Annotated in this window: 27 protein-coding genes; 11 read left to right on the top strand and 16 right to left on the bottom strand. The window is 42.3% G+C overall.

Annotation, left to right across the window (positions count from 1 at the left end; all coding sequences use genetic code 11):
- Window position 1: 1 nt before the first annotated feature.
- Window positions 2-346: a hypothetical protein gene (locus OCV73_RS11825; protein WP_147552456.1), complete on the top strand. Its 345-nt coding sequence runs from the start codon at window positions 2-4 to the stop codon at window positions 344-346.
- 27 nt (window positions 347-373) lie between these two features.
- Here the strand turns inward: OCV73_RS11825 and OCV73_RS11820 are convergent, their stop codons facing one another.
- Window positions 374-763 (bottom strand): hypothetical protein, encoded by a 390-nt coding sequence (locus OCV73_RS11820; RefSeq protein WP_147552455.1) that lies wholly within the window; start codon window positions 761-763, stop codon window positions 374-376.
- Between the two features lie 1,639 nt (window positions 764-2,402).
- Here OCV73_RS11820 and OCV73_RS11815 point away from each other — a divergent pair.
- From OCV73_RS11815 to OCV73_RS11790, 6 genes are all read left to right on the top strand, one after another.
- Window positions 2,403-2,972, top strand: a complete 570-nt coding sequence (locus OCV73_RS11815) for a restriction endonuclease subunit S (RefSeq protein ID WP_147552453.1) — start codon at window positions 2,403-2,405, stop codon at window positions 2,970-2,972.
- Window positions 2,969-4,360 (top strand): N-6 DNA methylase, encoded by a 1,392-nt coding sequence (locus OCV73_RS11810; RefSeq protein ID WP_147552452.1) that lies wholly within the window; start codon window positions 2,969-2,971, stop codon window positions 4,358-4,360. Before OCV73_RS11815 ends, OCV73_RS11810 begins: the two co-directional genes overlap by 4 nt.
- Window positions 4,361-4,748: 388 nt before the next feature.
- On the top strand, window positions 4,749-5,327 hold the full coding sequence (locus OCV73_RS11805; protein ID WP_147552450.1) for a uracil-DNA glycosylase family protein: 579 nt from the start codon (window positions 4,749-4,751) through the stop codon (window positions 5,325-5,327).
- Window positions 5,328-5,462: 135 nt separating this feature from the next.
- Complete coding sequence (locus tag OCV73_RS11800) at window positions 5,463-7,625, top strand: outer membrane beta-barrel family protein (RefSeq protein WP_147552448.1); 2,163 nt, start codon at window positions 5,463-5,465, stop codon at window positions 7,623-7,625.
- Between the two features lie 105 nt (window positions 7,626-7,730).
- A complete protein-coding gene (locus OCV73_RS11795) occupies window positions 7,731-8,357 on the top strand; it encodes a DedA family protein (protein ID WP_147552447.1) in 627 nt (208 codons plus the stop codon).
- A gap of 519 nt (window positions 8,358-8,876) precedes the next feature.
- Window positions 8,877-10,124 (top strand): site-specific integrase, encoded by a 1,248-nt coding sequence (locus OCV73_RS11790; protein ID WP_147552445.1) that lies wholly within the window; start codon window positions 8,877-8,879, stop codon window positions 10,122-10,124.
- A gap of 58 nt (window positions 10,125-10,182) precedes the next feature.
- Here OCV73_RS11790 and OCV73_RS11785 read toward each other — a convergent pair whose 3' ends face one another.
- Both OCV73_RS11785 and OCV73_RS11780 read right to left on the bottom strand, forming a co-directional pair.
- Complete coding sequence (locus OCV73_RS11785; RefSeq protein ID WP_147552444.1) at window positions 10,183-10,503, bottom strand: helix-turn-helix domain-containing protein; 321 nt, start codon at window positions 10,501-10,503, stop codon at window positions 10,183-10,185.
- On the bottom strand, window positions 10,496-10,792 hold the full coding sequence (locus OCV73_RS11780) for a helix-turn-helix domain-containing protein (protein ID WP_147552442.1): 297 nt from the start codon (window positions 10,790-10,792) through the stop codon (window positions 10,496-10,498). Before OCV73_RS11780 ends, OCV73_RS11785 begins: the two co-directional genes overlap by 8 nt.
- 597 nt (window positions 10,793-11,389) lie before the next feature.
- Between OCV73_RS11780 and OCV73_RS11775 the strand changes: the two genes are divergently transcribed.
- From OCV73_RS11775 to OCV73_RS11760, 4 genes are read left to right on the top strand one after another with little or no spacing between them, the layout of a single operon-like run.
- Window positions 11,390-11,629 (top strand): hypothetical protein, encoded by a 240-nt coding sequence (locus OCV73_RS11775; RefSeq protein WP_147552440.1) that lies wholly within the window; start codon window positions 11,390-11,392, stop codon window positions 11,627-11,629.
- A 22-nt stretch (window positions 11,630-11,651) separates the two neighbouring features.
- Window positions 11,652-13,616: a ParB/RepB/Spo0J family partition protein gene (locus OCV73_RS11770; protein WP_147552438.1), complete on the top strand. Its 1,965-nt coding sequence runs from the start codon at window positions 11,652-11,654 to the stop codon at window positions 13,614-13,616.
- Between the two features lie 54 nt (window positions 13,617-13,670).
- Window positions 13,671-13,850 carry a hypothetical protein gene (locus OCV73_RS11765; RefSeq protein ID WP_147552436.1) on the top strand — a complete coding sequence of 60 codons (180 nt, stop codon included), beginning with the start codon at window positions 13,671-13,673 and terminating at the stop codon, window positions 13,848-13,850.
- Window positions 13,847-14,074, top strand: a complete 228-nt coding sequence (locus OCV73_RS11760; RefSeq protein ID WP_147552434.1) for a hypothetical protein — start codon at window positions 13,847-13,849, stop codon at window positions 14,072-14,074. Before OCV73_RS11765 ends, OCV73_RS11760 begins: the two co-directional genes overlap by 4 nt.
- A gap of 441 nt (window positions 14,075-14,515) precedes the next feature.
- On the opposite strand, the gene OCV73_RS11755 is transcribed toward OCV73_RS11760, so the two are convergent.
- From OCV73_RS11755 to OCV73_RS11695, 13 genes are all read right to left on the bottom strand, one after another.
- Entirely contained in the window at window positions 14,516-15,052 is a 537-nt protein-coding gene (locus OCV73_RS11755) for a hypothetical protein (protein ID WP_262512959.1), read from the bottom strand.
- A gap of 116 nt (window positions 15,053-15,168) precedes the next feature.
- Complete coding sequence (locus OCV73_RS11750; protein ID WP_147552432.1) at window positions 15,169-15,612, bottom strand: PH domain-containing protein; 444 nt, start codon at window positions 15,610-15,612, stop codon at window positions 15,169-15,171.
- A gap of 40 nt (window positions 15,613-15,652) precedes the next feature.
- Window positions 15,653-16,249 carry a M23 family metallopeptidase gene (locus OCV73_RS11745; RefSeq protein ID WP_262512958.1) on the bottom strand — a complete coding sequence of 199 codons (597 nt, stop codon included), beginning with the start codon at window positions 16,247-16,249 and terminating at the stop codon, window positions 15,653-15,655.
- A gap of 56 nt (window positions 16,250-16,305) precedes the next feature.
- A complete protein-coding gene (locus tag OCV73_RS11740) occupies window positions 16,306-16,749 on the bottom strand; it encodes a DUF3872 domain-containing protein (protein WP_147552430.1) in 444 nt (147 codons plus the stop codon).
- Between the two features lie 13 nt (window positions 16,750-16,762).
- Entirely contained in the window at window positions 16,763-17,347 is a 585-nt protein-coding gene (locus tag OCV73_RS11735) for a conjugal transfer protein TraO (protein ID WP_147552429.1), read from the bottom strand.
- 2 nt (window positions 17,348-17,349) lie between these two features.
- Window positions 17,350-18,312 carry a conjugative transposon protein TraN gene (traN, locus tag OCV73_RS11730; protein WP_147552427.1) on the bottom strand — a complete coding sequence of 321 codons (963 nt, stop codon included), beginning with the start codon at window positions 18,310-18,312 and terminating at the stop codon, window positions 17,350-17,352.
- Window positions 18,313-18,365: 53 nt separating this feature from the next.
- Window positions 18,366-19,688: a conjugative transposon protein TraM gene (traM, locus tag OCV73_RS11725; protein ID WP_262512965.1), complete on the bottom strand. Its 1,323-nt coding sequence runs from the start codon at window positions 19,686-19,688 to the stop codon at window positions 18,366-18,368.
- 25 nt (window positions 19,689-19,713) lie between these two features.
- On the bottom strand, window positions 19,714-20,004 hold the full coding sequence (locus tag OCV73_RS11720; RefSeq protein WP_147552423.1) for a TraL conjugative transposon family protein: 291 nt from the start codon (window positions 20,002-20,004) through the stop codon (window positions 19,714-19,716).
- Between the two features lie 7 nt (window positions 20,005-20,011).
- Window positions 20,012-20,635: a conjugative transposon protein TraK gene (traK, locus tag OCV73_RS11715; protein WP_147552422.1), complete on the bottom strand. Its 624-nt coding sequence runs from the start codon at window positions 20,633-20,635 to the stop codon at window positions 20,012-20,014.
- 22 nt (window positions 20,636-20,657) lie between these two features.
- A complete protein-coding gene (gene traJ, locus OCV73_RS11710) occupies window positions 20,658-21,644 on the bottom strand; it encodes a conjugative transposon protein TraJ (RefSeq protein ID WP_262512964.1) in 987 nt (328 codons plus the stop codon).
- An 18-nt stretch (window positions 21,645-21,662) separates the two neighbouring features.
- A complete protein-coding gene (locus OCV73_RS11705) occupies window positions 21,663-22,283 on the bottom strand; it encodes a DUF4141 domain-containing protein (RefSeq protein ID WP_147552418.1) in 621 nt (206 codons plus the stop codon).
- Between the two features lie 56 nt (window positions 22,284-22,339).
- On the bottom strand, window positions 22,340-22,657 hold the full coding sequence (locus OCV73_RS11700; RefSeq protein WP_147552416.1) for a DUF3876 domain-containing protein: 318 nt from the start codon (window positions 22,655-22,657) through the stop codon (window positions 22,340-22,342).
- A gap of 9 nt (window positions 22,658-22,666) precedes the next feature.
- Complete coding sequence (locus OCV73_RS11695) at window positions 22,667-22,849, bottom strand: hypothetical protein (RefSeq protein ID WP_147552414.1); 183 nt, start codon at window positions 22,847-22,849, stop codon at window positions 22,667-22,669.
- Between the last annotated feature and the right edge of the window lie 267 nt (window positions 22,850-23,116).

Genomic DNA, 23,116 nt, shown 5'->3' with positions numbered 1-23,116 from the left:
TATGGATAATAAGATTCTTTTATTTATTGCACCTGCTTATGATGCACTACGGGAAGATATGGGTTATGGAGAATTCGACGATTATGATGAAAATGATATCTTATACCAGCGAGGATATAACGGTGAAATCCTGGAAATAGAGGATGGAGAAATATTCGACATTCCGGAAGGTTATACGGCGGCTATACAAAACGAAGATACAGATGAAATTTATTATCTTTTAGAAAACGAAGAAGACCTGGACTTCAAAGAAAATTTTATAATCGATGAAATCGCTGCCGGAACTTACAGGATGGACATCCCGAACAACACCATCTGGAAATATGAAGGACATTCCGATGACTGATAGCATTCATATTTCTTTCATAAAACTCTATGGGACACGATAATAATCCATAGCCGGAGAATCTTCGGTTCCATCAATATGTATGACATTTTCACTTACCTTACCATAGCGCATTATATACTGGCCATCGATCACATACATTAACTTGATACTCGAACCGAACTGATCATACGAACCTTTCATATCATCGGTACTCTCGGTTTGCTTACCATCCTGAAATACCTGTACGGCACGTGTCTCCTGCGTATATGTAGCAGCCCCGAAAGTTAAGGTGACAGTACGTGTTTCTTTATAATTTCCATACTCCTGAGTCGTTTCATTTTCCCAGACAGTATCCTGTAAATTATATAATGCAAAATCATCACAGGCGCATAATAAAAACATCAAAAACAGCAGAGTATACAATCTATACTTCATAAGAAATTACTTTTTACATAAAACTGTTGTATACATAAAATTGTTTCACCCCGCTCATTTTTTAAAAAAACATCTTCTATTTTAAGATTCAATATACCTTTATTATGGGGTAGAAAAATATTTGGACAAATATAGAAACATATAATTATTTCAATATAAAATAAAACAAGCAGTACTTATTACAACAGACTTATATATTATAAAAATCACAAAAAAAATCCATAGCAATGAATCCAATTTATTCATAAAAACAATCCATCATTTTATATTCACAAATCTATTTGCAGTACCAAATATTTCTTTTCGTTCCAACCTTATCCGTCATGTGTCCGGTATTTTTTTTATTCTAAAAATAAAAAAATACGGAGGATAAACAAGGCAATAAAATAGTCTTGAATTCCCACTGTTTATTTTGTGGTAATCTTGATAAAAAGAGCTTTATTCTTCTCTGACGATACTTGTGCCGACTTACAATAAAATATCTTTTTAGAATTAAGAATAAAAGCTTTTTTTAGAACTGAACACCCCTCTTCTCTTTACTTCCATAATATACTAAAAAAGATATACAAATACATTAAGAAAGCATTCGTTTGCTTGTCAGAATTTGTCCGTTTCCAGACATCTTTTTTATAATTTTTTTCAGGTAAAATCGACAGAAAATCGTCTTAAACGAACGCAAATATGTTCTTAATGACATCAAAAAGCACATATAAAATAACAACCTGATTAAAAGATACTTAAATATACGAATACGTAAATAAATATATATATAATAATATTCGCAATGATAATATAGTGTCAGATAAAAATCAAATCATTTTTTTTGAATAACATTCTATTCCAAAAATATTTTTTCAGCCAGAATCAAACTATAACTATTTCTTAATTTTCCTCTCTAATAAATAAAAAAAACGGATATTTTCGGCATTTAATTTGAGCGAACAATGCAAATATTTCATATATAATTATTATACAATATATTACATTATAAATATAAAGTAATATTTTACATCATATTTATGATAATTTACTTTATATATATTCATATAATACACTATAAATAAACCAGTTAACAAATAAATAATTTAAATATATTGAAATATGAACGAGAAAATTCAAATTTTACTCTTAATAACGGCTATTTTTTCACAGATTAAACATGATGAATCAAAAAGTTCTATTTAATAAATATATCACCGATTAATCCGGATAATTTACCCATAGATATTGCCAATAATAAGAACTATAATCTCGGCAATAAAATGTAAACAGTCCTATAAATATTCCGATGCAATAAACAAATAAATCCAAGCACTTTTATAACGTAAGTACCTATGGCGACATAGCATTTACATATATATAATCATACATATATACGAATTACAATTCGTAAATAATAAAATACTATATAACAAATTATTAATTGCAATATCTGGATATTTTCATTTATCATACAATTATAACATAAGGGGATAAAACAAAATACGTAAGCCGGCAGAATAATAATCTGTCAAAACAAATTATTATGGTACTTTTAATTATTTACAGACGTAAATATCCAATAATATCATTATATTTGTAATAAGATTACAAATATATATATTCCGAATAGTAAAATCATCTGAAAAGCGATTGAAACATGGAAAAAAGAACTTTGCAGGAAATTGCAGAAATACGATCCGGAATGAATCTCCAGATACAAAATAACGGCGATGTTTATTATTTACAGATAAAAGATATAAACAATGATGGTACGTCTCTAAGAAATGACACGGCTTTGGTAAAACTTAACGAAACACAAAAAAAACATATTCTTTTACCAGGGGATATATTATTCGTTTCTAAAGGTTACAAACACAGCTTCCTGCTCTTTTCATCCATATCCGATCGTCCATCAGTCGCTTCGGCATCATTTATTATCATCCGTCCCGACCAGGAAAAAATACTACCGGAATACCTGTGCTGGTATATGAACCGCGAAGAAATATTGAATCTGTTCAATACAAAAAAGTTTAAAAATAAAATGCCTTCGGTAAATAAAAATGAGCTCATTCATCTCACCGTCGAAGTACCCGGCCTTGAAATGCAAAAGGGCATAGTAAACACCTTGTTTTTACATCGCAGAGAAATTGAAATACAGCGCAAGCTTATCGAGTTGCGAAAAGAAGAAATGAATACGACACTTATTCAGCTTATTCGAAAATCATGAAAACAGACTCTATTAAACAAGCGGTAGAACTACTTTTCGATATACACAATAAAATAAGTCAAAACTTATCGGACAATATCTGCCAGGAATATATCGGAGGATTACTGTTCCTTAATATCGTAAGTATTCAGGATGCCGGTAAACAGAATAGTCCAAAACAAGAAATATGGGGAGGTTTGTTTGACCGGATCGAAGAACAAGTAACTGCACGAAAAGAGGGTAGAAATTATTTCGGCTCTTTACCTCTAATCGTTTCACAACCGGAAACCGGAAAAAAGATCAATGAATTGCTGATTCAGGCCGAAAACGAAAACCGGAATTATATCAAACGTGACGGATATAAAGACATATTTTCTTCTATCGACTATACATTGCTGCAAAAGGAGCATTTACAGATATTAACAGAAGGCATAAAAAAATTAGGGCCGATCCTTTCCAGCCGTCAGATTACCGGAAAAATATACTCGGATTATCTGACGTTATGCGAGACTGAAAACTACACAGATCCCTGTAATACATATCTGCCAGAACTATTTTCAGGAATCCTAAAATATGAATCCGGACATACGCTGTACGATGCCAAAGGGAAAAACGGACTTCTGCTTTTGAAATGCAGAAACAATGAAGAAAATATTTTATACGCACAAGAAAATGACCCCATCCTCAGGCTGGTTTCAAAGCTCAATATGTTCTTCAACGAAGTAAAAGATCATTGCATCAGAAACGAACATGCACTCAAGAGGCCATTGCTCAAAAGTAACCGAACTCTGCTCAAGTTTGATATAAGCGTATGCATTTGCCTTTCAGAAAAAAAAAGTGTGCTACCTTCGGAAGATAAAATTTATCATCGTTTTGAACGTGGACTTCCGCCCGTCCGCCATATCGGATGGGCTTATTTATCCCATCTGGTATCTGTAACAAGAAAAAAGGGCATAGGTATTATCGCTATGCCTACTTCAACATTCGCCGCTCAAGGAAGTTGTAACCATATACGTAAAAACTTTATCCGTGAAAAGGTCATCGAAACCGTTATATTTCTACCGGATAACATTACAGTCATTATATTCCGGCCAGGAGTTTCAAGTAATGAAACTCTTTTGCTGAATGTTCCCGAATGGAGTGATATATCTTCCATAACCGACGATTATCTTCAATATCGCCGGAACGGTACCATTTCCCAAAATAACAATTACAAAATAATGGAAATTGAAGATTGGAATAATAATAATTTCAACATTCATCCGGCAAAATTATTCAGAAAACCGTTCCCGGATACACGACAAGAAAAAAATCCCGATCTGTTAAGAAAAGAAATCACCCTACTGGAAGCCGAACTCAGTCATATCCGTTCCCAGTTGGAAAGAGAAATAGGAAAATTGATGAAATGAATTACCTAAAAACAAGATGAGAAAAAAGTATTGATCGCAATGGGTATAATAATACTTGTAAGCCTTATAGCTTTCGGTTCTTTTACATTTCCCATTTGCATTCCCGCAGGCGGTTCTGTCGGGCTGGTATATGGTATCAAATAAATACAAGTCTTTTATTAATCTTTTATTAAATGGTGCTCTCCGGCTCTTTTAACCGGAATTGCCTGCATCATTTATACCTTGCCTGTATAAACAACATGTAAATTCACAAATAAGGTTTACTGCCGGGACTTACTACTATCCCCGTTCTTGTTCACGATAATAAATCAAAAACAAAATAAACAAACACCTTTAAATAGATTTTATACATTTGCACAAGATAAAAAGAAATAAGAAAAATACGATCATGAATACCGAATCACATTTATTACAACCATTTCTTCCTTCAACAGCACGGCTTCTTATGTTAGGAAGTTTTCCCCCAAAAAAAGAACGATGGTCGATGGACTTCTATTATCCCAACCTGCAAAATGACATGTGGAGAATATACGGCATATTGTTTTTCGGTAATAAAGATTTTTTCGTGGACAAACCCAATAAATGTTTTAAGGAACAGGAAATAAGAGAATTCCTTACCCGTACAGGTATCGCCATAGGGGATACCGCCCGTACCGTTATCCGGCACAAAGATAATGCATCGGATAAATTCCTGGAAATTACTGAAAAGATAAACCTGACTCAGGTGCTCGATAAAATACCCGAATGTCATACAATTGTTACGACCGGACAAAAAGCAACAGACACCTTGCTGACTATTATAAAAGCCGAAGAACCAAAGGTAGGCACTTACTCGCCTTTTGTCTATCATAACAGGGAAATGCGTTTGTATCGCATGCCTTCTTCCTCCCGGGCCTACCCCAAACCTCTTGAAGAAAAAGCAGCAGTTTATTCAGTTTTATTCCGGGACCTGAACATGTTACCTTAATCCCGTTCTAATACCAGCCGCCAATACCGTCTGCAGACAGGCTAAGCCATAATGTTATTTAGTCTTACCAAAACAGGTAAGACTATTGTAATTCAGGTCTTTATTCTTACATTTGTGCATTAAGAAACCGTTATTATGAAAAAACCGGCAAGCACAGCACTGGCTCTTATTCTATTTTGCGCATCGGGTTATACACAAACATCGCTAAAAACAGACTCTATACCGGTGAACGACAGCACCTGGATAGCATTACCCGAAGTTATGGTAAAAGGAGAACGTCCCGTTATAAAAGTGGAAGACGGAAAACTGAATTATAATATCCCTTTGCTCGTTAAGGATAAACCCGTCACCAACGCTTATGAAGTATTAAAAGAAATTCCGGGAATGATGGAACAGAACGATGTTCTTTCTCTTGCCGGTACAAGCGGAGTAACTTTTCTTATCAACGGACAAAAGACAAACCTTACCTATGAACAAATCATGTCGGTTTTAAAATCGACACCCGCCTCCCGCATAGGTAACGTAGAAATCATGTATAGCGCTCCGCCCCAATATAATGTACGGGGAGCCGCCGTAAACCTGCTATTCACCGATCCCTCTGTCGGAACCGATATGTGGCAGGGTGAAATATCCGGAACATTTGAACAAAAATATTACAGCCAGGGAAGCGGACGGGCAAACCTTATTTTCAGTAATAACGGATTTACAGCCGATATTATGTACGCCTACAATAACACACAAGTCCGCATGAAAGAAGAAATGCTGTCCTATCCCTTATTCAAGGAACAACGTTACGACATCAAACAATTAAATCTGGGACACGCCCAATTCCCCAATCACAATATAAGAGCGGCTATAGAATACGGTTTCAAAAACAAAGATAAAATAAGCGCATCTTATACAGGCCAATATACAGACACCGAAAATCGCAGGATGTCCGATATGACTTTAAGAAAAAATAAATCCGATAATAATGATGTGTATAAAATATTTACGGATAACACGGTTAAGGGACCCTCCAAACTACACAATATACAGTTGGATTACCAAAGCCACTTCGGATTAAATGTAGGCGGGAACTATACTTATTACAATGACAATTCTACTCAAGATATGGAAAATACACCTCAATTGGAAGGATTGCCGCATTTTATCAATTCCGAATCGGAACAAGAAGTAAAAAAAGCGATGGTTTACATCAATATGACTCATGACCTGGCTCATAACTGGAACCTGAATTACGGAGGTAACGCCACGTATACTCACAGCCGTAACATTTCATCCTCATATATGGACGGAAACGTAGATGACGAGGCCTCTTTCCTCGGCAAGCAACAGGAAATGACTGCAAACCTTTTTGTAGGATTCAGTAAATCTTTTAATGATAAATTTTCGGTACAAGCTTCTGTTTCAAGCGAATACTACAAAACAACCGAAAAGGAAAGAAACATAGAAAAAACCTTATGGAAAGATATCGCATTTTTTCCAAATGCCAACATCAGTTATGTATTTTGTCCGGAGCATATTTTGCAGTTATCATTGTCCAGCGACAAGCAATATCCTTCTTATTGGATATTGAATCCGACCGTTTATCATATCAACGCTTACAGTGAAATACAAGGCAGCCCTGATCTGCAACCCTCCCGAAAATACAACACAAGCCTGCAATATATACTGAAGCAAAAATATGTATTTATCGCCTACTTCAATTATCAGCCCGACTATTTTACACAAATGGGTTACCAAAGTTCTGATGAATTGAAAACCGTTTTCAAACAATTTAATTTCAAATACAAACGGGATATGGGCATAACACTCGTAATACCGTTCCGCGTCAAAGAAATTTTAAATTCCACTCTGGTTCTAAACGGGAACTATCTTACCGAACGATGTGACGATTTCTATGATATACCGTTCAACCGCAGTAAGTGGTTCAACGTCGTACAACTCAACAACGATATAAAAATAAGTACAAAACCGGATCTAAAACTGAACGTTTCAGGTTATTATACGACAAAAGCCATACAAGGTATCATGGACTTAGGTTCCACTTATAATGTTTCGGCCGGCGTTACGTGGACATTTGACAAAGGCAGGGCCAAACTCATCATTAAAGGAAACGACCTGTTCAACAGTACGACCCCCACAGTAAACACTAATTATAAAGGACAGCTCAGCCGTATGAATATCACGCCGGATTCCCGTACTTTAAACATATCTTTTATCTATCGTTTCGGCGGATTTAAAGAAAAAGAGAAAAAAGAAATAGATACTTCAAGATTCGGGAGCAGTATGTAAAAAGCAAAACTATCCACCGGGAAATTGCTGGAAATATATTCATACTTTTTTCGCAAGTTTCGCAATTAATAGTATTTTTGCACGCAGTTAACAAAAATACATAATATGGATTCATTGTCTTTTATACAGTGGTGTTTAGAGAATCTCAATTACTGGACCATAACATTACTTATGGCTATTGAAAGCTCGTTCATCCCTTTCCCGTCCGAAGTAGTGATACCTCCCGCCGCTTATATGGCTGCGGCTACCGGAGAGCTTAATGTATATCTGGTCGCCTTGTTCGGTACTTTAGGAGCCGATATAGGTGCATTAATCAATTATTTTTTAGCCAAATGGATAGGCCGTCCGCTTGTTTACCGGTTTGCGAACAGCCGTTTCGGTCATATGTGCCTTATAGATGAAAGCAAAGTAGAGAAAGCTGAAGATTATTTCAACAAACACGGCATTATGTCCACATTCTTCGGAAGACTGGTACCTGCCGTAAGGCAATTGATCTCTATTCCCGCCGGACTTGCAAAAATGAACTTATCTAAATTCATCCTGTTCACTACCTTAGGTGCCGGAGTATGGAATGCCATACTGGCTTTTATCGGCTATCACTTGCAATCGGTCGTACCGCAAGACCAGTTAATGGCAAAAGTTACCGAATACAGTTCGGAAATAGGTTATGTATTCATCGCATTAGCTGTGATAATCGTAGGGTATTTGGTCTATAAAGCCTGGAAAAAATAAATAACAAAACCCACTGGAAAAAGACCTGCCTGAGACTAAAATCCGGCAGGCCTTTTTTATAAATTTCTTATTTGCATGACATCCAATTTACCGCAAATTCATTATAAGATTATATTATAATAAAAAACAGGCACACTATATGCACCTGCAAAACCATTTTACTTTTTTTCAAAAATAATGAACTAAAAAGCAGATTTGTAAGAAACGGTATAAGTTAATTGACTATCAGCGGTTTCGGCAAACTCAAAACGATTAAGCGCAGCCACCAAAAGCCATTAAAAAGACAAGTTAGGTCGAAGCAACGTTACTAAATCATTCCGTAACGATAGGAATAGTAAGTACGCTCAAACCCTTGTCAAAGACCGTTTTTATGCTTTTGTTCGGTAACAAATGTAGTGAATTTCAAGCATACGGACAAAAAAGACGGCTTTATGATGCTAATATAGTGTTTCATAGCATTTTGCGTAATTTCAGATAACTCAACAATAAGTAATTTTGAAACATTAAAAAAGTTGAGTTATGAGAAGTACATTTAAGGTTTTGTTTTACCTGAAACGGAACGAGGAAAAGAAGAACGGACAAGTACCCGTTATGTGTCGCATCACAATCGACGGAAGCATATCGCAGTTCAGTTGTAAAACCACTATCGACCCCAAACTTTGGGATATTTCAGCGGGCAGGGCATCCGGCAAGAGTAATGAAGCCATAGCGGTAAATCGCAGGCTGGATGCTATTCGTGTCGGTATCAATAAACATTATACCGATATATTCGAGCGCGAGGGCTACATCAATGCCGAGAAAGTCAAAAACGCCTATTTGGGCTTAGACCAAAAGCGGCTTACACTCTTAACGGTATATAAAGATTTCTTGGAAGATTTCGAGAAATTGTATAAGAGCGGTAGCCGCAGTAAGTCCACCTATTACAAATATTTGCGGACTTATGACCTGCTCGAAGAATTTATAAAGTATAAGTTCAATCGCAAGGATATTGCCCTAAAGGAGATACAGCCCGCATTTATTACGGACTTCGATTTTTTCCTGCGTATGGAAAAAGGACACTCCCATAATACAGTGTGGATTCATCAAATGCCGCTCCGTAAGATGATAACCATTGCGGTAAACAAAGGCTGGCTGTACCGCGACCCCTTTTGGGAATATGAAATAACCGCCGAAGAAGTGGATAGGGGCTTTCTGTCGGAAGAAGAAATTACGGCGTTAATGGATGCAAGTTTCCGCCGTAAAAAGCGGGAAGTGGTACGGGATATGTTCATTTTCTGCTGTTACACGGGCTTGTCGTTCCGCGACCTGAAAAACCTTACGACCGAAAACCTGCAAACAGGTTTCGACGGGCATCCGTGGATTATTACACGCCGTCAAAAAACAAATGTATCGTCTAATATATGGTTGCTCGATGTTCCGCTCCAAATCATCGAGAAGTACAAGGGAACAGCTAAAGGCGATAAGCTGTTGCCCGTTCCCTGTTATGAAACCCTGCGGAACAGCATAAAAGAGATTGCCAAAGAGTGCGGGATAACTAAAGACGTAAGCTGGCACATGAGCCGCCATACCTACGCTACCCAAATTTGCTTAACCAACGGCGTACCTATGGAATCGTTAAGCAAAATGCTCGGTCATAAGAGCATTAAGACGACCGAAATTTACGGCAAGATACTTGATAAAAAGGTCGGTAACGATATGCAGAAGCTATCTATTACCCTTAACAACAAGCAGAAGAAAACCTCGTTACGCCTCGTAAGCGGTATGTAGAAATGGGAAAAGGGATTGGCTTTTAACGGCTAATCCCTTTTTTCGTTATTCCGTCGCCTTAATAGGCTTCGCGGTAGTTTTCATCGAGCATCTTTTGAATATCGCTCGCCCGGTAGAGTATCTTACCGCCTAACTGACAGTAGGCTATTTTACCCGTATTGCGATATTCCTGCAAGGTCTGGCGGCTGACTTTCAACCGCTCCGAAACCTCTTTGTCCGTCATATAATACTCCCCATTAAGGAGCGGCTTACAATTTCTCGCCATTAGTTCCATGCGCTCCAATACACGGTCGAAAGAGCGGAGCAATGCCATAATGCGCGGATTGTCCTTTGTTATCAAATCGCCGCCCGGTTCGTTGTAATCGGCTTTGCTATTCATGGCGAGCCTCCTTTCCTCCGGCAATATCCGTTATCAACTTTTCCACATCTTCGGGCTTGTAATACATAGCGCGGTTAATCTGCGAATAAGCCAACTTTCCGCTATCGCGCAGAGATTGCAGCGTCCGCTTACTTATGTTCAGTATTATACACACGTCCTGACTGTTCAGCCAATTTCCCATTTCTTTGCCCCCGTTGCGTTCACATAAGGCATCCACGTTTCGTAGGAATTGCTCGAAACGCTCCATTATCGCCTCATAGGTGCGACCTTCTATACTTATTATTTCCATACCATTTTTCTTTTTCGTTTGTGAAATATCACGGGGAGAACAAAGGTAAAACATTAAAAATCATGCTGTATCAATCATCCGGTCGCCGAGAGCTTGTGGCTTTGAGTGGCACACACATTTATAGATTTGCCACCTGTCGGCTCACAAAATAATCTGCCTTTAGTGTGCCGTCGCCGATAAAATAATGGCGGCAACATCGGGATTTTGTTCTGTTCTAACATAATTTCTTCCCCATTTTAAGCGGTATGCCACTCTGCGCCTATCAGAGTGTTTCGATTTCAGGCGCGAAAATACTTCCGTGCCGTGCGCCGCAAAAGGCGACCGTCAGGGTTTTGTCGGGCGAAAAAATCTTTCTCTTTCCTTCATTCGGTTTATTTCAGGCGAGCGTATTTTATTCTCCCGACACTTTAATCCCCTTTCCCGGTTGGTTGCCCGAAAAATCTTCCTCTTTCCCTTCTTTTTAAGCCTATCCGGGCGAGCGTATTTGTTCGTGCAAGCCTTGTGTGGACTTCGTTCACGGGATTTTCCTGCCCCCGAAACTCGAACACTCCTAACCGGCTCCGAGCAGCATTGCAGTTAAAAAAAAGGTCAAAAATTATGAAACGAACAGAAAAAAATAATGAAACCCGAAACAGCTCCAACCTTCCAATCAGCATTGGGTTGGTTTTGAAGATAGCTTTTGTAGTTGCGGGCTTTGCCCTTTGGGGTTGGTCATTCGTGGCGGTGGTGGTAGGTATTCGGATAGCCTTTGTGGTAGTGAAAACGTTGCTTTCGTGCCTTGTTTCTCTGCTCGTTCTGGCAGTTATCATAACGCTGGCAATAGGTTTAATCTTTTAATAATCACTTTATAATAACAGAAATGAAAACAAATGAAAAAGGAACTGCCGTAGCAGTACAAGCAACCGAGAGTAACAACACAGTAGTAACCGCAGTAGTGGTTAGCAAACCCGACAACGGACAGCGTAAAGCCGTAAACATTGCATCCGACTTGATAGAGCCGAGCAATTACAACGCCCGAAAAACATTCGATGCCGATGCGCTCAAAGAGTTGGCGCAAAGTATTTCCGTTCACGGATTGATACAGCCCATTACGGTACGGCGTAAGGGAGAGAAAGGCGAGCATTACGAAATCATTTGCGGGGAACGCCGTTTCCGTGCCTGCCGTATGCTCAAACTTGCCGAAATCCCCTGCATCGTTCGGGAAGTAACGGACGAACAGGCGTATGACCTTTCAATCTCCGAGAACTTACAGCGTGAGGACGTACCGCCAATAGAGGCGGCAGAGGCTTACAAACGCCTGATAGATACCAAGCGGTACGATGTGGCAAGCCTTGCCCTGCAATTCGGCAAGAGCGATAAGCACGTTTACCAAACGCTGAAACTTTGCGAACTCATTAAAGGCATTGCCAACCTTGTCAAAGCGGGTAAGCTGACCGCATCGGCGGGAATAGTGATAAGCAAGTACGACAAGAAAATACAGGCTGAAATTCTGAAAGACCGTTTAGGCGAGGACGGACAGGGCGACTGGTGCAGTATTTCCGCAGGAGTGTTGGACGGCAAGATACAAAGCTGTTATACAAACAACCTCATGGACTACCATTTCGACAAAACCCCTTGTCTGAAATGTATTCACAACTCTACTAATTTCGACCTGTTCGCCACAGGGAGCGGGTGCGGTAGATGTGCGGATAAAAAGTGCCTTGATGCCAAGAATACGGCTTATCTCGTAGCGCAAGCCGAAGAAGTCGCCTTACACGACCCGAAACTCGTTTTTATCGGGGAACAGTACGGATATGAGAACGAGGCAACCCGAAAGATACGCAAAGGCGGGTATGAATTTAAGAACGTACACACTTACAATCTTAACAGATACCCGACCGCTCCCACCGCACCGCAAGCCTCCGAGTACAAAAAAACCGAAGATTTCGACAAGGCGCAGGAGAAATACGGCAAGGAACAGGAAAAGTACACCAAGCAAACGGCGCACCTTGACGAACTGAAAGAGCAGGGCAAAATCCGTGTGTACGCTGAAATCGGGGATAAGGGCGTAAAACTCCATTACAAAGAGGTAGCGACCAAAGACACTAAAACCAATGAGCAGTTAATCGCTGACCTTACCGCCAAGAAGAAACGCAACACCGAATTACAAGCGGAAAAGACCGCCGAGGGGATAAAGGAACTTTTGCGGACGGACGAAATGCCACAATCGGCATTTACCGCAGCCGAAGAAACAGCCATGTACTTTTTCATGTTGTCGAAATTGCGCCGTAGCCACTACAAAACCATAGGGCTGAAAGAAAACGACTATTATGGACTGACAGATGAAAAACGGCTACAAATCGCCTCAACCCTTACCGAAGAACAAAAAACCGTGATACGGCGCGACTACCTGTATAGCCACCTTACCGACAGGACAACGACCGTAGCAGATACGAAAGGCGGGATAATGTTGGCGTTCGCCAAACAGCACCTACCCAAGAAAACGGCTGAAATTGAGGCGACCCACGCCGAAGATTACGGCAAGAAGAACGCCCGATTGGACGAACGTATCGCAGGGCTGAAAGAGGCTGAAAAGAAAGCGAAAGCCGATGCCAAAGCGAAAAAGGCAGAGCAACCCGCTAAAGCCGAAAAGACGGCTAAAACAAACGGAAAGACGGCTGAAAAGGCAAAGAAAGCCACTACCCCGACCGTTCCGGCAACAGTACCCGCCAAGAACAAAGGCAAGGAACAACCCAAAGCAACGGCAAGCACGACAACGGGAACGGTACATATTGTAACCGTACCGCCGAAAGGCAAAACGGCAGAGGTAGCCACAGCGGTATAAACCCAATTATTAACAGGGGCGGGAGAAATCCCGCTCCATAATTAAAAAATCACTATGACAGTATATGTTTTATTTCAGACGGATGTACACCGAACAAGGGCAAGCCGTGTATTTTTCGGCGTATTCTCCACAGAGGCAAAAGCGGTAGACCATGCCAAAGAAAACGGCTTATATACCCATACGGCAGAGGTCGTAATTATAGAATGTGAAACAGATAAATTCGGCGAGGTATGAGGATTGACGCATATATCGGCAACCCTGTTATTGCCACACAAGAACAATACTACGAACTGGAGGAACTTTTGCACGAGATAGACCCCGACTGCCGTAGCATACAACTTAGAACCGAACGGCTTGTTATTGAGAATTTAAGCCGTAGGACGTTCCATTATCCGCGCAATCCCTCTATCCATTGGGTAGCGGGACGGCTGCAATATATGGTCGAAAATGGTCTGTAAATGCTGTTTGCAGAGGTTTGTTTGATACGGGCGGGGCAAACTCCGCCCGCTTCTTTTTCCATGAGCAAACAGGTAGATTTTAGGCGGGAGAAAAAGAAGCAAAAAGCCGTGTCCGATGTTTCTTTCTTTGTGCTTAAACGAAACATTACCCCCTTCGGGCGATTACTTTTTCCATGAGCAGGAACGATACAAAGCGGGAGAAAAAGTAACAAAAAGCCGTCTAACAATTCACGATATTTCAAGTATTATAAGTTGCTAATCCTTATAAAGTGCTTCATAAATGAAGATGTTAGTTCAAAAGTAAATTCTATTTCTTCTTCTATTACTTTGTCATTATGCTTAATATATGTATTTTGATACTTAGAGTAATATTCGACTAATTTCTGAAACATATTTCCAAGTTCTTTAGAGCCACCCTTTGCCGTTATAAGTGTACCTAAATCACCAAGTTTGATTTTCTAATGATTTTTGATTGTTAAGAATGTTTTTAAGCAATAATTCTAAAGACAACCTAAGGTCGTCTAATAGATTACGTTCAAACGCATTGTTCTTAAACTTTAATAATGCACTCTCATATAACGTTAAAGCGTCTGGGTAGTCATGTAACCAATGCTTCGTTTCGTCAATTAATATTTCATTTACAGCATCTAATTCCCTGTTCAAATGACCGAATCGAGTGATTAATTTCAACTTCAAATCTTTCACCTTTGAGTTGCCTTTGAATTTTTCGAGTTCGCACAACTCTTTAATTATTTTGAATTGCTGTTCTGGAGTAAACTTATCGAGATTCTTTTTTAATGCAGTTCTTTTATTGGGTACTGACCCGTCTTGAGGGAATGGTAGCGAAGAATAAGGAATATCTACCCCAAAATCAAAGGAGTATGCTGCACACATAGTTGCAATTTCCGAGCCTGACAGTCCATCTGCTGTCGCCCCTAAAATATCACACGAGCTTTGTATAAAAGTATTAGGTATCATAAATATAATTTTCCGGCAAAATTACCCATAAAATAACACCTGACAAAATCGTTTGCCAAGTGTTTTTCAATACGTTATCCCAAGCCGCTTATTCATCAACAACTTCATACTTTTACTTATCCTATCTGGGTATTTATTTCCCGCCGGAAAGCAAGCGGATTAGCTATAAACGGGTATGAACTCGTCGCACCGCCAGTAGTTACCGTAATTGTGCCGAAGTTGAATATCCGGCCCCAAATGCTTTGCTTTATATGCAAACCTTCACACTTTGCCAGTACCAAATCTACCGCCCGGCGGCTAATTACACCAGTTTTCAGTATTACCCGCTTGTTGGTAACGGCGTAAGACGAGCCTATTTTCACAAGTAGCCTTTGTACTAACGATACCACCCCGATAAATAACAGGAATATTCCGCCATAATGTAGTACGGCAGTTTCCGAACCGTACAGCCACCAGCCCAGCAATAAAAAGACGAGCGGTTGTACGAACAGGAAAAAATGCAGGTTTGCAACGTATTTTATTTCTTCTCCCGGCTGTAAATTATCTTCTATGTAACTCATAATGACTAATTTTCTTCCAAAGATAGGAAGTTTTGTTAAATTACTTAATGTTCTCTGCCTGTATTTTCATTTCATATAACAGGTAACACCACCCCGCCGGATTCAGGAAGCGTTTTCCTTTCCTGATTTCATAATGCAAGTGGCTACCTGTCGCTATTCCGGTATTCCCGACAAAAGCGATTTGAGTAGCGATAACAACCGAATCCCCTACATTTACCAGCGTTCTGCTTAAATGAGCATAGAACGAACGAAAACCGCCTGCGTGCTGAATCTCTATATAATATCCGTAGCCTGAATTATACCCTTTACGGCTTACTATCCCATTCCCGGCAGCATACACAAATGTTCCTTTAGTTGCAGAAATATCAATCCCTGTATGGAATCTCCGCACCCTGTAAATTGGATGATAGCGCATACCGAACCCCGATGAAATACATTGCGGTTTCCTAATCGGAAAAATCACGGGATAGTCGCATAGCTCGCTGACGGATAGTTGGAGGAAATCGGCTACCTGACGGAACTCCGCTACGGAGCAAACTTTTTCCGTAAGCGTTTCTATCTCCGTTTTCCTATTTATCGGTTGCCCCCATACAGGCAAATGAAGCAAAGCGACAAAGAGCATTAGTATATGTTTCATAATCAAGTTTTGAAAGCAATAAGCACCCGAAATACTCCGGGTGCTTACCTGTTCCCCTAATCTTCATCCTCACTATTTTCATCGTCCCCGCTATCATTCTGAAAGCTGAATGTTGTTTGGACGACCTGCCCGAAATTATCCTCTATATACACGTCGATAGTTTGCTGGTCGGTGCAATGAGAAGTGTAGTACAGGCGGAACATCGTCCTATCAAGCAGGTATAAGTCGTTCGGCAAGAACACTGTTCCGTCGTCCATGCAAAGCTCGCCTTTGCCGTCGGGTTGAAAGTAGCGGATATAGTACCGCGCTTGGTCGTAATCCCCTTCCCGCACTAACGTACAGCGGATTTCCGCCGTTTCATTCTGAACGATTTTTTTCTGAACCGGCATAGTAACCAAATCAAATGTGTAAACCTTATGAACATCCAAATCGTCAGAACAGGCACAGACTATTGCACCCAGCAATAGCGTGTATAAAAAATATGCTGAAAACTTTTTCATTGTGATATGCTTTTTAGTTGATAATAAATTTCAGCCCGATACCGAACTGCGTATGAAAATGCCCCGTCGAGTTGCCCCACAGCACCCGCTGGCGACCTGTCAGAAGCAACACAACACGGTCGGACAGATAAGTTTCCGCTTCCAATGTGATAGCTCCGCCGTAGATAAAAGCATCCTTATCCCGCAGTGTCGAACCGTCATATAAGGTCTTTTCGCCCCAATTTGAGGTTTCATAACCCGCCAATGCAGAGCCGCCCAGCGAAAGCAGAAAAGTTTTCGAGCGGTCGGACAGGATTTTAAGGTAGTAGCCGCCTTCCGCCGTAAATTGCGAAACAGGTATGCGTATTTCCCGGTATGGGTAATAACGTTCCATGAACTCCGCACCGAACACCCACTTGTTGCCGTTCTTGGCGTAGGTCGCCATAGCTATACCGAAATAATATCCGGCTTCATTGTCTAAGGCGGACGAATAGATGCCGTCCGTCATTCCCGCCGTTACCTGTATGCCCCGCATACCCGGTAATTGACGTTGTGCGTGTGCCTGGTCTTGAAAGAGCAGGCACAACACAACAGCCAAGATAAAAGATACCCGCTTCATGGTTATTTCACTTTCAATTCGTTAATAACCTTTGCGCGTACCAAATCGGCGTTGTCAATCGTGAACGACTGATGCCGACCGCCGTTTTGCTCGTTCAGTTCGATAACCAGCATTTTATCGTCGGGTATCGTGAATTTAGGCAGCGTGAATACTACGCGCTCCGTGCGTTTACCACCTACTACCGTCATATTGTTGTACGCCCGGAGCGGCCAGACAACCTGCTCCTGAATAGCGGTACGCTTGGCGACTTTCTTATCTACGATTTTGAACGTTATAAAATCCACGTTGTACGGCACATGGGACAGGTTTTTCAGTTGAAGATGAAAGTACAGTAACCCGTTATGCGTATAAATCCCTTTTAGCGTATGCTGTATGCCGAAACGCTTACTGCCTAAATGCTTAATCTCCCGCTTATCGTTCTTGTATATGGACTGCATAATCAGCTTGACAAGCAGCGGCGATTCCTGCCCCAACTCCTGCATATATATCTGCATGGCGTTGTTCGGGCGGTTTACCGCCTCTCCGTCGTGCAGGAAGTCCACCATTTCCACCGATAGCTTTACAGGTTCGTCCGCATATTTCACGTTGAACGTGTAATAGTTTCCGTCTTCGGTAATGACAGCCAGATTACTTTCCCGGCTGAAATCCCGCAAAGCGGCTTTCACTCTCAATACATTCTCCGTTCCGTCCGCTTTCGCCGCCAACAGGTCGGCAGAACCTAAATCGACATAGCGGATAGGTGCGGGAAAAATAACGTGTACCGTCTTATTGAACGTAACTTCCAGCGCATAGGGCGGTATCATGCGGTCGAAGGTCAGCGGGCGGGTAAAGCCCTGATAGTAGTCGCCCGTAGAGGGACTTGTCGTTACCGTTTCGTTCACGGTTTCCTTGTTCTCGATTTCCTGAGCGTTAGCGGCAGTCATTACACCCACCACAAGGGCGAGCATTAAAAAAACTCTTTTCATTGTCTGATAAATTTTAATTGTTTACTTACTGATTCTTTTAGTGGGCTGTTTTATTACTGCGTTTTCGGGAGCAGTAAAATTCCGTAATTCGCTTTCACAGTTACTTTTACCTCACTCATTTTCTTGCTGACATATTGCGATGCCCCTTGAATAAGGCTTTTCCCTAAATCGGCGGCAAGCTGGCTGCCCGCATCGTCGGTTATCGTGATGCTCGACCCGGCAGACTGCGCCATTTGTGAAGCTATTTCTTTGGCTGCTTTTATCTCGTCCGAGTTCGGCACGGAAATACCCCTTTGCCCGTCGAGGTCGTACACTTGAAGCTCTACCGGAATGATATTGCCCGCGTACTGTATGGAGTTTATCGTTACATCCATCCGCTCGCCACCGATACGGCACGCTCCGGTAATGATTGAGTTGGTAGGGATAAGTACATTCCCCGCCCGCATCGGCTCCAACAGCCGTATTTGTAATTCCTTTCCCGTTGTCAGGGTTATGGTCTGATATACGCAGGCGCGTATCGTATTCTTATCCGTAACGCCTTCATTCCCGGCGGCGGTAATAAATCCCATATTACGCGGCTTAATGAAAGCGTCGATAAACTCCGCATCGCTCATCGGAGCCGACAGGAGCGATACCACATTGCGCCGAACCACGCTCACAGGCTGGACGACGACCTTATCCTTTGTTCCGACAGCCGCCGTCTGGATTTCCTGTTCTGCTTGCCCTGCTTGCTGGGGCATATACTTGGCGGCAATCGCGTAGGATTTTTCGATAAGTTCCAACTGCTTATCAGCTTCCGATTTTTCAGTCAGTTGCCTTTCCAACTCCTGTATGCGTGATTCCATTTCCGATTGTGCCTGTTCATCCGCTTTCGATGCAGGTTCTTCGTAAAACGACCCCAACTGACGGTTTACATCCTGATAAGCCGTTGCCGAAGATTGAATAGTGCTGCGGGTAGCCGGACGTTGCGAAGTGTTACCCCCGGACAGTTCCGGGCTTTCGTAATATTCCGCAGGCGGTAGCTGCTCGTCCTGCTCCGCCTTCTCAAACATGGTTGAAAAATCCTGCAAAGAGCGAATCTTATCCTGTTCCCGCTGGCGTTGGGCTTCCTGTTCGTAAGCCGTCCGTTTATCCGAGTAGATACCTTCGTCTTTGGGCATCGGTATCTCGGCGTTAAAGCCGCTTTGCCCTGCGGTCTGCTCCGTGTCCTTTTTCGAGGGTGCGAATATCAGCCACATTGCACCGCCGAAAATCAAAAAGAAAAGCGGCATCACAAGCATTTTCCGGCGTTTGAGTAATTCCGCCTGCGTCAGTTCCTTTTTCGGTGGAGCCGACTTCGGAGGCTCTTTTTTAACCTCCGGCTTAACTTCGGGCATTGGCCGCACCTCGGGCTGCCCTCCGTTATTCTTCTGTTCCTGATTCATACTGAAAATGATTTTGTTTGTTAATACTATCCCTTTGCTGCTCCATTTGAAGTTTAAGGGTTTCCATTTGTTCTATCTGCAATTCCCGTCCTTTGTCCTTTCCGAAATTGTAGATAGAGGAAACGGTCATGTAGATAGACAAGCCGCTGAAGAGAACCAGCATCGTAACAATCACGATTACCCGCGCATCGGGGCTTAACGGTCTGACAAGGCTACGCAAGCGGTCTTCCAGCCACTCGTTTACACGTTGAATGATTTTCCGTAACATAGCGCACCTACCTTTCCGTTACCCGTATATCGCGGTTTTCCACTATCTCGAATTTCTCCATAGTGAAACCGTGCGGATTGTTGTCCGAACGGACAGAGTTAATAAGATTGCACCGGGTAACGAGGCTTCGCTCTGTAACATTCGACTGGCGTATAATCATCTGCCGGGCGTAGGTTACGGCGGTATAAGGGTACACATCGAAATTGCACCCGATACTATCCACTTGCACAATCTGGTTGATGTTTCCCGAAATTATCCGGTTATAATATCCCTTTTCCGCCATATCCTGATAGTATTTGAACGCGCTTTTATCCACAAGGAACAGGGCGCGGTTCACATTACTTTCGATAGCCGACTTATCGGGCGATAGAGTAAAAAACAGTTCATGGAAGCGGCGGACGTGTTCGCGGGCTTCGACGGGTCTGTTCTGCGACATATCTTGGGAGAGGGCAAGCATTAAGGACTTGCCCCCGTCCAATACATAAATACGCTGGCGTTGCGCCTCGGCGAAGCTGTACGATGACCATACGGAATAACCCGTAACGGCAGCGCACACCACCAAGAACACAATACCGAAAAAGCGTATCTGCTTAAAGGATGTTTCGATATTTTTTAAACTTTTGAACTCCATTGTTTTAGTTGTTATTGATGAATTACTTTTTACCCATGAGGCGACCTTTGATGTTCCCTGCGGCAGCCCCGGCAACGCCTCCGGCGACCGCAGCCCCTTTCATGGCAGCCGAATTGATACCGCGCGTTCCGCTACCGCCTCCGGCTTGTATAATCCAATTCGCTACTGTCGGTATCGAGAAGTAGCCGATTATTCCGATGATTAGGAAAATGATATACACCCCATTGCTTCCGTCCGGAACATAGGTCGGGTCTTCCAACAAGGCTATATCCGCTTCCAGCATCAATGCTTGGATTTTAGATAGCACCGCAGAAAAGAGGTCTGCAACGGGTAGCCACAGGTAAACGCTGATATAGCGCGAGAGCCATGCGGTTAAGGTGGATTGGAACCCGTCGTATATGGCTAAAGCAAACGACAGCGGCCCCAATATGGAAAGTACCACCAAAAAGAAGGTGCGCAGGGTATCAATCGTCAGGGCGGCAGCATTAAACAGTAGTTCAAAGAAATCCCGGATTAGCTGCCGGAACCACATTTTTATATCGTACCATTTACGTTCGCCCCACATACTGATAATCTCCCCCATATCCCAAATACCCAAATCTTTCATCTTTTGGTCGTACACCTCATCATCGACCAGCCACGCTTTGCCTTCCCGTACCCGTGCGTCGTATTCCAACTGGTCTTTTTTCTGCTGTAACGCCTCTACGTTGGTTATTTGGCTTTCCAGAATCGTATGCGTGCCTTTCACGACAGGCGACATAACCGCATTGATAGTACCCAATACAATCGTCGGGAAGAACATAATACATAACCCGATTGCGAACGGGCGCAGGAGCGGGAACACGTCGATAGGCTCCGCCCGCCCCAACGCCTGCCAGACACGGTACGCCACATAAAAGAGCGCACCCAATCCCGCTATCCCTTTGGCGACACCTATCATGTCGGCGCAAAGTGGCATCATATCCTGATACAAGTTCCGCAGAACTTGATGCAGGTTCTCAAAGTTTATTGCAAGTAGCGTCATGGCTTACCAATATCTGTCCGACGGGTCGCCATACAACGCACGCACCCTTTCCATATCGCCCGATTCCTGACTGCGGATAAAGGAAACGGATATGCTTTTCTGCGAGAAATAGCGGGTAAGATTGCGGTATTCGACCATTTTGGTATGTATTCCGTCTATCACGCCCATACGTTCGGCATCGGTCATGGAAAGTCCGTTGGAAGCCGAAACAATATCCTTTATATCCGAAAGCAGGTTGCCGCTTTCTTTCAATAGCTTGGTATATCCGTTTGATAGGGCTTCCAGTTCGGCGGACGTGAAATTTTTGTCGGTCAGCATTTTGTTGAAGTTGGTAGAATATATCTGCGATATTTCGCTTACCAATTCTACCGTTTCTTTGACCTTGCGGGCATCTTTGATAAGATTATGCACCGATTTGAGCTTGTCGTAATACTCCTTGCCCTGATTGTATATCTTCTGCATTTCCTGAAAGGAGTTTATCACATTTGATGCGGTCGTTCCTGTTTTACCGACCGTCAGTATATTTTGCGCAAGGTTAGACGGGTCGATGACAGTCCATTGTGCTTTTGCCTGAAAGGTGCATAACCCCACGCACAGCAAAAGACTTAAAAGAATCTTTTTCATTTTATAAATGTTTTAATTGTTAATACTACTTCGGGGAGAAGGGAGTAGCCCACAGGCTACTCCTCTGCCCGGATATATTCGCCATAGAGCGAGAGCAGCAGCACGTCGCGCTCATCGTCGTAGGCTATTCCCACGCGCCCGAACAGGTCAAAGTACCGGATGCCGAACATTTCCCTGATAGGACGTGAGTAAGCCGCCTGCGGGTTGTTGTATGTAAGCTCCAGATAGAGGCAACCGTTTTTACATTTGCGGTTGCGGAATATCCGCACCGAGGTTGCCCCGTCCCGGCTTACCCAACGCCCCGTGATTTCCCGCAGGCAGAAGCCTAACCATTGCCCCGAAAGGGGTTCCGTTCCGATACTTTTACTGAACATGGCGGCTCGTTATTGGTCGGTTGGTTCTTTCTTCCCTTTGTCCGCCCCGACGACAAACATTTCAATTTCTACATCGTTACCCATGCCGGACGCTTCGCCCGGCGGGTTGAGCAGCGCGTCGATGAGGATATTGTTTATACCCGTCATGTGCAGCGCAAGCCTTGTCAGTTGTTCATTACTTAAATTCAGCATGATTTTTTAGTGGTTGTGGGGCTTCATTGCCCCGGTTAATACTTATCCTTGCCGTTTACTTTCGGCAAGCTGTTTAATCGCCAGTTCGTAGTTCCCGCCGAGTTCGTCCGTTTTCTCGAACACTTCCAGCTTTTCGGATTCTTCCGTCGTGAACGTGTAGGCTAAGCACCCAGCGCCTTGTCATATTTCTATGGTAGGTTTCCGAGTACTCGCCTCCGAACCGGACTTACAAGTCTCCCTGTATCCGGCTCTCCACTAATTAATTCA

Source organism: Barnesiella propionica (assembly GCF_025567045.1).
Taxonomy (GTDB): domain Bacteria; phylum Bacteroidota; class Bacteroidia; order Bacteroidales; family Barnesiellaceae; genus Barnesiella_B; species Barnesiella_B propionica.
This window is presented reverse-complemented; position numbering and strand designations above follow the sequence as displayed.